Origin of the sequence: Catenulispora rubra (genome assembly GCF_015356825.1) — a bacterium.
Lineage (GTDB): Bacteria > Actinomycetota > Actinomycetes > Streptomycetales > Catenulisporaceae > Catenulispora > Catenulispora rubra.
The window spans coordinates 1-8,943 of the sequence record NZ_JAACYW010000400.1; the positions used below are offsets into that span (position 1 = coordinate 1).

Sequence of the window (8,943 nt, forward strand, 5' to 3'; positions counted from 1 at the left end):
CAGGAACGGCCGGATCCTAGCGAACCGCGACGCGATCTCATCCTCAGTCAGCACCCTGCGGGCCTATCACAAACCGGCAGGGGATCTCTCGGACACCACCGCGTAGTTCTCACGCGAGCCCTTAGGTGATGCACCGCAGGACGACGGAGTCCGCTTGCCCGGACCGCGGCGCCGAGTTAACGTCGGTGACGACGCGCTGGGAGAGGGCTGATCATGAAATGGTTCAGACGCGAGGCGAAGGCCCCTGACACGCTCGCCGACGCGGGCCCGCACCGGGTCGATCCGGCGGAGCTGGCGGCGGCGCGGGACATCGTGCGGCGCGCGCTGGACGCCGACGGCGCGGACGGCGAGTCGTCGGGGCGGGATCTGTTCCGGCTCGGGACGGCCTGAGGCCCCGGCACGGCACAGCACAACCTGAGGCCCCGGCGCGGCACGGCACGGCGCAGCCCGAGATTCGCCGCCACCGCCTGAGGTCCACCCGCCGCGAAGTGGATCTGCCGCCCCGCCGCACCGACCGGTTACGGTTCAGGCGTGGACATCCTTCGCTACACCGCCTTCAGCTCCGACCCGGCCGGCGGCAACCCGGCCGGCGTGGTCCTCGACGCCCGCGGCGTGGACGGCGCCGCGATGCTCGCCGCGGCCGCGGAAGTCGGCTACTCCGAGACCGCGTTCCTCCTGCCGACCGACCGCGACCGGGTCATGGACGTGCGCTACTTCAGCCCGCTGGCCGAGGTCCCGTTCTGCGGCCACGCGACCATCGCAACCGCCGTGGCCTACGCCGAGCAGTACGGCGTCGGCGATCTGACGCTGAACACCCGCGCCGGGACCGTCCCGGTCCACACCGCCGCCGCGCCCGACGGCACGCTCACCGCCACCCTGGTCAGCGTCCCGCCGAAGTCCGAGGACCTGCGCGGCCCGGTCCTGGCCGAACTGCTCGGCATCCTCGGCTGGACCGCGAGCGACCTGCACGACGCGTTCCCGCCCCGCATCGCCTTCGGCGGCGCCTGGCACCCGATCCTGGCCACCCCGAGCCGGGCCCGCCTCACCGAGCTCGACTACGACATGGACGCGCTGCGCGCCCTGATGCTGCGGCACGACTGGACCACGATCGACCTGGTCTGGCGCGAATCGCCGGACGTCTTCCAGGTCCGCAACCCGTTCCCGGTCGGCGGCGTCTTCGAGGACCCGGCCACCGGCGCGGCGGCCGCGGCCTTCGGCGGCTACCTGCGGGAGCTGGACCTGGTGCCGGTGCCCGCGACGGTGCTCCTGCATCAGGGTGTGGACATGGGACGGCCCAGCCTGCTGACCGTCGGCATCCCGGCCGGCGAGGGCGGGATCTCGGTCTCCGGGACGGCTGTCGCGCTGGCTTAGGTTCTGGCACAGGCCGATCCGGCGCGCCGTCCCCGCCCCGTGACGGAAAGTCACCTGACACCCCCGAAGTAGGATGGCTACGTTGTCCGAAACCGCCTTCTGAATCCAGGCAGAGTCCACACCGTAGGGATCCGCGCATATGCCCGCTATCACCCGTGAAGAGGTCGCCCACCTGGCGCTCCTGTCACGGCTCGACCTGTCCGAAGACGAGCTCGCGCACTACGCCGAGCAGCTCGACGTCATCCTCGGCTCGGTGGCCCGTGTCAGCGAGGCCGTGCAGAAGCTCGGTCAGGGCCAGGACATCCCGCCGACCTCGCACGCGCTTCCGCTGGTCAACGTCACCCGGCCGGACGTGGAGCAGCCGTGCCTGGACCCGGCCGACGTGCTCCAGGCAGCGCCGGCCGCGCAGGACCAGCGTTTCCGGGTACCGCGCATCCTCGGGGAGGACTGAGATGACTTTCGACGGCGATCTGTATCTGACCAAAGATCTGACGAAGAGCACGGCGGCGGCGCTCGCCGGCGCCATCAAGAACGGCGACGTCACCTCCACCGAGGTCACCCAGGCGCACCTGGACCGCATCGCGAAGGTCGACGAGAAGGTCCACGCCTTCCTGCACATCGACGCCGAGGGTGCGCTGACCAAGGCCGCCGAGGTGGACGCCAAGCGGGCCCGCGGCGAGGAGCTCGGCCCGCTGGCCGGCGTGCCGCTGGCGCTCAAGGACGTCTTCACCACCAAGGGCGTGCCGACCACCTGCGGCTCCAAGATCCTGCAGGGCTGGCTGCCGCCGTACGACGCCACCGTCACCCGGCGGCTGCGCGAGGCCGACATCGTCATCCTCGGCAAGACCAACATGGACGAGTTCGCGATGGGCTCCTCCACCGAGAACTCCGCCTACGGCGTCACCCACAACCCGTGGGACCTGACCCGCATCCCCGGCGGCTCCGGCGGCGGCTCGTCGGCCTCGCTGGCCGCCTTCGAGGCGCCGCTGGCCATCGGGACCGACACCGGCGGCTCGATCCGCCAGCCGGCCTCGGTCACCGGCACCGTCGGCGTGAAGCCGACCTACGGCGGCGTCTCCCGCTACGGCCTGGTCGCCTTCTCCTCCTCCCTGGACCAGGGCGGCCCCTGCGCGCGCACCGTCATGGACGCAGCGCTCCTGCACGCCGTGATCGCCGGCCACGACCCGATGGACTCCACCTCCATCGACCTGCCGGTCCCGGACGTCGTCGGCGCCGCACAGCTGGCGAACATCGAGGGCATGCGCATCGGCGTGGTGAAGCAGTTCGACGGCGAGGGCTACCAGGAGGGCGTCCGCCAGCGCTTCCACGAGGCTGTGCAGACGCTGCGCGACCTCGGCGCGACGGTCGTCGAGGTGGACTGCCCGTCCTTCGACTACGCGCTGCCGGCGTACTACCTCATCGCGCCCTCGGAGTGCTCCTCGAACCTGGCGCGCTTCGACGCCATGCGCTACGGCCTGCGCGTCGGCGACGACGGCGTGAACGGCGTCGAGGAAGTCATGGCCCTGACCCGCGAGGCCGGCTTCGGCCCCGAGGTCAAGCGCCGCATCATGCTCGGCACCTACGCGCTGTCCTCCGGCTACTACGACGCCTACTATGGCTCGGCGCAGCAGGTCCGCACGCTGATCATGCGCGACTTCGACCGCGCCTTCGCCGACGTGGACGTGCTGGTCTCCCCGACCACCCCGACCACCGCCTTCAAGATCGGCGAGCGCGCCGACGACCCGATGGCGATGTACCTGGCCGACCTGTGCACCATCCCCACCAACATGGCCGGCAACGCCGGCATGTCGGTCCCGGTCGGCCTGGCCCCCGAGGACGGCCTGCCGGTCGGCCTGCAGATCATCGCCCCGGCCATGGCCGACGACCGCCTCTACCGGGTAGGCGCCGCCGTCGAGGCCGCGATGAACACCAAGTGGGGCCACCCGCTGATCGAGGAGGTGCCGTCACTGTGAGCAAGAAGTCCAAGAACTCCAAGCCGCTCGGCACGTTCGGCACCCTGTTCGCCATCGGCAGCTCCGTGACACTGGCCCCGGTCCTGCTGCGCCGCTTCAAGGAGGCGCGCGCCGACGGTGACAAGCTGGCGCTCGCCGACGCCGCGGTGTCGGGTGCGGCCCTGGCCGTCGGTGTGCTCCAGGTCCTGCGGGCCCGTAAGTCCTCCCGAAAGGTCGAGTCCTGAGATGAGCACCGCGATGATCCGCGGTGAGGGGGCACCGTGATCACCAGAATCGAGGTCGACGGCTTCAAGTCGTTCGTCGATTTCAGCCTGGACCTGAGCCCCTTCACCGCGGTCATCGGGACGAACGTCGGGGGGAAGTCGAACCTGATCGACGCGTTCCGCTTCCTGGCGGCGTCGGTGAAGGGCGATCTCTTCGATGCGATCGAGGCGGTCCGTGGCGATGCCGAGAGCCTGTTTCACCAGTACGCGGACGGCTCTCGCGTCGACACCATGCGCTTCGCGGTGGAGTTCGCGGACGGTTCGAACTCGCGTCCGATGCGGTACGAGACACAGGTCTTGTGGGGCGAGACCGGTGGGCAGCGCGCACTCATCCACGAAGTCGAGCTCTTCAAGCCGATGTCGGGGCCGGCGGACTTCACGCAGACACTGCGGCGCAGCAACGGGCGAATCGTGCCGGCTGAAACCGCGCAAACCCCTGATTCGCGCTCCTCGGCCGTCGCGGGTTTGGGATCGTGGGGCGAGCTGCTCGCGGAGCTGGCCGGGCTCCGGGCGTGCCAGTTCGAATCTTCGGCGCTGCGTCGCCTTTCGACGATCGGGCAACGCTACGACCTGGCTCCGGACGGTTCTGGCCTACCTGGCTACCTCTTTCAGATCCAGAATCACACGCAGACGGAAGACGACCCAGACGGCGCGCTCCGTGAGATCCGGCAGGTGCTGCACGGAATCATCCCGGACGTCACCGACTTCACCGTCACCGAGGATCGGATTCGTCGGGACATCCGGATCGAGTTCACCGCCGAGGACGAGCCTGCCTACGAGGCAGCGATCGCTTCCGACGGCACGCTACGGACGCTCGCGATCCTTGCGGCACTCGCTGATCCGTTCCAGATCGGTCCGCTCCTCATCGATGAACCCGAGAACGGTGTCTATCCCGAGCGGCTCCGCAAACTGCTTGGGGCCATCGCCTCGGTTACGGGGTCGTCAGCAGGCGATCCGTCCGTGCCGCCCATGCAAGTGCTGCTCGCCAGCCACTCGCCGGTCGTGCTCGACGCGCTGCCTCCGGAGAACGTGGTGTTCCTCGACGCCGTGTCGCAGGTGGGACTGGGAAGGCGGCGCCGCGTGACGCGGGCCCGTCGAGCCGGCGAATCGGTGGCGAAGGACAGCACCGCGGACTGGGGTCCGCTGCGTCCGGCGAGCGTCGAGCGCTTCCGGACCGGCGGGGAGCTGCGTGACTGATGCCGATCCGCTTCCTGCTCGCCGTGCTCGTCTGCGAAGGCGCCTCAGACGAGTGGTTCCTGCCTGTCCTCTTGCGGCGGGCGATCCAGCGGCTCTGCGATGGTGGACGTGTCGAGGTACAGGTCGAGGTCGAGGTGGCAGCGGCGGACCACCAGCGCCCCGACACGATCATCGACGCGCTCGATGAGCTGCCCCGCTTCGACGTCGTGCTCTACCACCACGACGGAGCGCCGGCCGCGTCCGCCCAGGCGAAAGTCGAAGAAGTCCGCCGCGACGTCACCGCGGTACGCCGCGAGCCGTTCGTCGCCGTCGTCCCGGTGCGGGAAACCGAGGCATGGCTGCTCGCCGATGTCGCCACGCTCGCACGTGCGGTCGGAGTGCCTTCGGCCGTGGTGATCGAGGCGACGGCCGCGCGGGCGAAAGACGTCGAAGGCGTCGCCGACCCCAAGAAAGCATTGAACTCGTTGGCCGCGACCGCAGCCGGACGGCGCAGGTCCGGGAGCAGACTCCAAGCAGAGCGTCCCGACTTGTACGCGGCCGTCGCCGCCGACCTCGACCTCGACCGGCTCCGTCAAGTCCCCTCCTTCGAGCGCTGGTGGGACGAGATGGCACAGGCGCTTGAGAAGATGGGATACCAGAAATGACCACGACGACAACGACAGGTGCGCGCACCGTGACCTCTCTCCCCACCTACGAGGACGCCCTCGCCACCTACGACCCGGTCATGGGTCTGGAGGTGCACGTCGAGCTGGGCACCGTCACCAAGATGTTCTGCGGCTGCCCGACGGCCTTCGGCGCCGACCCGAACACCCAGACCTGCCCGACCTGTCTGGGCCTGCCGGGCTCGCTGCCGGTGGTGAACGCCAAGGCGATCGAGTCCGCGATCCGCATCGGCCTGGCGCTGAACTGCGAGATCGCCGAGTGGTGCCGGTTCGCGCGGAAGAACTACTTCTACCCGGACATGCCGAAGAACTTCCAGACCTCGCAGTACGACGAGCCGATCGCCTTCGGCGGCTACCTCGACGTCGAGGCCGTCGGCAAGACCTGGCGCATCGAGATCGAGCGCGCGCACATGGAGGAGGACACCGGCAAGTCCACGCACGTCGGCGGCGCCACGGGCCGCATCCACGGCGCGGACTACTCGCTGGTCGACTACAACCGGGCCGGCATCCCGCTGATCGAGATCGTCACCAAGCCGATCACCGGCACCGGCGAGCACGCGCCGGAGGTCGCCAAGGCCTACGTCGCCGAGCTGCGCGAGCTGATCAAGGCGCTCGGCGTCTCCGAGGCCCGCATGGAGCTCGGGCAGATGCGCTGCGACGCCAACCTCTCGCTGCGCCCGAAGGGCCGCGAGAAGTTCGGCACCCGCTCGGAGACCAAGAACGTCAACTCCCTGCGTTCGGTCGAGCGGGCCGTGCACTTCGAGATCCGCCGCCACGCCGCCGTCCTGAACGCCGGCGACACGGTGATCCAGGAGACCCGCCACTTCCACGAGAACGACGGCACCACCTCCCCGGGCCGCGTGAAGGAGGAGGCGGAGGACTACCGCTACTTCCCGGAGCCGGACCTGGTCCCGGTCGCCCCGGCCCGCGCCTGGGTCGACGAGCTGCGCGGCACCCTGCCGGAGCTGCCGAGCGTGCGCCGCAACCGGCTGCAGGCCGAGTGGGGCGTCACCGACCACGACATGCAGTCGATCCTGAACGCCGGCGCGGTGGACCTGATCGTCGAGACGGTGTCCCTGGGCGCCGCCCCCGACCAGGCCCGCAAGTGGTGGATGGGCGAACTGGCCCGGCACGCCAACGAGACCGAGGTCGACCTCGGCGCCCTGCCGATCACCTCGGCGCAGGTCGCGGAACTGGTCCGGCTGACCAGCGCGGGCACGCTGAACGACAAGCTCGCCCGCCAGGTGATCGAGGGTGTCCTGGCCGGCGAGGGCTCCCCGTCGGAGGTCGTGGACAAGCGCGGCCTGGCGGTCGTCAGCGACGACGGCGCGCTGCTCGCGGCCATCGACGAGGCCATCGCCCAGTTCCCGGACGCCGCCGAGAAGGTGCGCGGCGGCAACCAGGGCCCGGCCGGCCAGCTGATCGGCGCCGTGATGAAGGCGACGCGCGGCCAGGCCGACGCGGCGCGGGTGCGGGAGCTGCTGCTGGAGCGGCTTTCGGGCTGAGTGGCTTTCAACGTTCTGACACGTTCAATGTTCTGACACGATCGACCACAGCGGGCCGTCTCCCATTTGGCCGGGAGACGGCCCGCTGCGGTCTTCTATGGGTTTCGCGCGCCTCAGCGCAGCATCTCGGCCTGGAGCATCGCGACCTGCTCGGTCGTCAGATCCGAGACCTTGGCCGGCGCGGTGGTCGTGACGATCGCGACCACATCACCGCTCGCGAACACGACCCGCCGCTCCATCTGCCCCGGCAGCCCGTCGACCTGATCGAACTTGTGCACCGTGACCGTCTGCGTGAGGTCGCCGAACGGCCGCACCGTCACCTGCGGCGCGCCGCCCTCCGGCTTGCCCGCCTTCGCCAACGAAGCGTTGTCCAGCATGCTCTCGACGTCGGACGCCGCCTCATGATCAGGGAACTGCAACAACTCGACGACGGTGTGCTGCCCGTCCGCCGCAGTCCACCCGCGCCACGCGACGTGCCGCAACCCCGCGTCGTAGAGGTGGTCGGACACATCGGACCCGGCGAGCGAGGACTCGAAGTCCGTGACGCGCTCCCAACCGTCCTCCTTGGGCACAACGCCGGTCGGCGCAGGCAGCAGGTACTGACGCAGATCGCCGTAATGGACCTGCCCGATGTTGTTGCCGTTGTTGGGCACCGGCTCGCCCGACGGCGGCGCAGGCCGTGCCGCAGCGGGGAACGTGTAGCGGCCATCGCCGGGCGTGGCGAGGAACGGCACGTCGGTACGCCGGGGGAGGCTCACGGCGAAGGCGGTGCCCGTACCGACGGCACCGGCGAGAGCGAGCGCCGCGGCGTAACGGAGGAGGAGGCGCCGCCGGCTCGGCTTCGGCTGCGGCGCGGACTCGGCTTGCAGCTCGGCGAAGAAGGCTGCGGGGTCGAGGTACGGCTGGTGCGGCTGGCTGGGGGCTGCATTGATGGGCTCTGATACCTGCTCGCCCGCGCCGACTTCACCGCCGACTTCACCGCCGACTTCACCGCTGATTTCGGCCCGACCGCCACCGACCTGCTTCGCCTCTTCCGGTTCGCCGCCCGCCGCATTGGCTGGGCCTGCCCCGGTTTCTGCGCCGACTTCTGCCCGATCGCCGCCTGCCTCTTCGCCATCGCCACTGGTCTGCTCTTCAGTTGCCGACGCCTGCCCGAGTTCCGATGCCCCCTCGCTCGTGGCCGCGCCTGCCCCGGTTTCCGCACCCGCCTCGGCCTGTTCCTCAGCCCCCGCCCCGGCCGTCTTCCTCGGCAGCTCCCCGAAAGCCGCCAGCACATCGTCCTGCGCGCTCACGTCCCCAGCCCGCCCTTCAGCGTGTCCAACTGCTGCCCGAACAGCTCGGTCACCGCGTTCGTGTCCAGCGGCACCGTGCCCTCGGCGCGCACGATCGCGAAGGTGTCCTCGACCGTCGCCAGGCACGTCATGGTGTCCAGCCGGTCGCCGACGTGCGTTACCGGCAGCACGCACAGGGCCTCCGGGTGGCCGGGCACCTGCGGCCCGGTGCGGAAGGCGTGCGACTGCTTCACCACGCGCTCGAACTGGCCCGCGCTCTCCGCCGCCTGCGCCGGGTTCAGGCGCAGCACGGTCACCGCGATGTCCAGTGTCCCGGAGGCGTCCGCGTACGTGCGCACCGCGCCGTCGCTCATCCCGCCGGTGGCGATCGCGCCCTTCGCGCTGCTCATGTCGGACGCCGGCAGCGTGCCGAACAGCAGCGCGACCGTCGGGTCGGCCTGGTCCGGGGCGATCGTCGAGTCGTTGCCGAGTCCGCCCTCGTCCGGGCCCGGCACGTACCCGGCCGGCATCGGGAGCAGGAAGTCCTTCACGCTGCCATAGTGCGTGCCGTCCGGTCGCACGCCGGAGGTGACGCTCGGCTGCGGCGACGTCGGCGTCACGGGCGATGCGGTCGGCGCCACCGGCCCGCGAGCTGTCGCAGAGTCCTTCGACGTCCCGGTCACGGCCAGAATCCCGAACCC

10 protein-coding genes are annotated in these 8,943 nt (G+C 70.4%); 8 read left to right on the top strand and 2 right to left on the bottom strand.

From position 1 onward, the window contains the following. Positions 1 to 213: 213 nt before the first annotated feature. The 8 genes from GWK61_RS50255 (at position 214) to gatB (ending at position 6,971) form a co-directional block, all read left to right on the top strand. On the top strand, positions 214 to 390 hold the full coding sequence (locus tag GWK61_RS50255) for a hypothetical protein (protein ID WP_194920991.1): 177 nt from the start codon (positions 214 to 216) through the stop codon (positions 388 to 390). Between the two features lie 141 nt (positions 391 to 531). Then, positions 532 to 1,371: a PhzF family phenazine biosynthesis protein gene (locus GWK61_RS50260; protein WP_194920993.1), complete on the top strand. Its 840-nt coding sequence runs from the start codon at positions 532 to 534 to the stop codon at positions 1,369 to 1,371. A 139-nt stretch (positions 1,372 to 1,510) separates the two neighbouring features. Beyond that, a complete protein-coding gene (gene gatC, locus GWK61_RS50265; RefSeq protein WP_194920995.1) occupies positions 1,511 to 1,822 on the top strand; it encodes an Asp-tRNA(Asn)/Glu-tRNA(Gln) amidotransferase subunit GatC in 312 nt (103 codons plus the stop codon). A 1-nt stretch (position 1,823) separates the two neighbouring features. Then, entirely contained in the window at positions 1,824 to 3,344 is a 1,521-nt protein-coding gene (gatA, locus tag GWK61_RS50270; protein ID WP_194920997.1) for an Asp-tRNA(Asn)/Glu-tRNA(Gln) amidotransferase subunit GatA, read from the top strand. Continuing rightward, the gene (locus GWK61_RS50275) at positions 3,341 to 3,568 is read left to right on the top strand and encodes a hypothetical protein (protein ID WP_194920998.1); all 228 of its coding nucleotides are present in this window, start codon (positions 3,341 to 3,343) and stop codon (positions 3,566 to 3,568) included. Before gatA ends, GWK61_RS50275 begins: the two co-directional genes overlap by 4 nt. A gap of 36 nt (positions 3,569 to 3,604) precedes the next feature. Further along, positions 3,605 to 4,804 (top strand): AAA family ATPase, encoded by a 1,200-nt coding sequence (locus tag GWK61_RS50280; protein WP_194921000.1) that lies wholly within the window; start codon positions 3,605 to 3,607, stop codon positions 4,802 to 4,804. After that, complete coding sequence (locus tag GWK61_RS50285) at positions 4,804 to 5,448, top strand: DUF4276 family protein (protein WP_194921003.1); 645 nt, start codon at positions 4,804 to 4,806, stop codon at positions 5,446 to 5,448. The genes GWK61_RS50280 and GWK61_RS50285 overlap by 1 nt, the downstream gene beginning before the upstream one ends. Then, complete coding sequence (gatB, locus tag GWK61_RS50290) at positions 5,445 to 6,971, top strand: Asp-tRNA(Asn)/Glu-tRNA(Gln) amidotransferase subunit GatB (RefSeq protein ID WP_194921005.1); 1,527 nt, start codon at positions 5,445 to 5,447, stop codon at positions 6,969 to 6,971. Before GWK61_RS50285 ends, gatB begins: the two co-directional genes overlap by 4 nt. Positions 6,972 to 7,084: 113 nt before the next feature. Here gatB and GWK61_RS50295 read toward each other — a convergent pair whose 3' ends face one another. After that, complete coding sequence (locus tag GWK61_RS50295) at positions 7,085 to 8,263, bottom strand: hypothetical protein (RefSeq protein WP_194921007.1); 1,179 nt, start codon at positions 8,261 to 8,263, stop codon at positions 7,085 to 7,087. Continuing rightward, positions 8,260 to 8,943 (bottom strand): hypothetical protein (locus GWK61_RS50300; RefSeq protein WP_228564298.1); only part of this gene is annotated, 684 nt, incomplete at its 5' end. The genes GWK61_RS50295 and GWK61_RS50300, both read right to left, overlap by 4 nt.

Coding starts and splice junctions, on each gene's coding strand:
- GWK61_RS50255 (WP_194920991.1), top strand. CDS start 214: ATGAAATGGTTCAGACGCGAGGCGAAGGCCCCTGACACGCTCGCCGAC.
- gatA (WP_194920997.1), top strand. CDS start 1,824: ATGACTTTCGACGGCGATCTGTATCTGACCAAAGATCTGACGAAGAGC.
- gatC (WP_194920995.1), top strand. CDS start 1,511: ATGCCCGCTATCACCCGTGAAGAGGTCGCCCACCTGGCGCTCCTGTCA.
- GWK61_RS50285 (WP_194921003.1), top strand. CDS start 4,804: ATGCCGATCCGCTTCCTGCTCGCCGTGCTCGTCTGCGAAGGCGCCTCA.
- gatB (WP_194921005.1), top strand. CDS start 5,445: ATGACCACGACGACAACGACAGGTGCGCGCACCGTGACCTCTCTCCCC.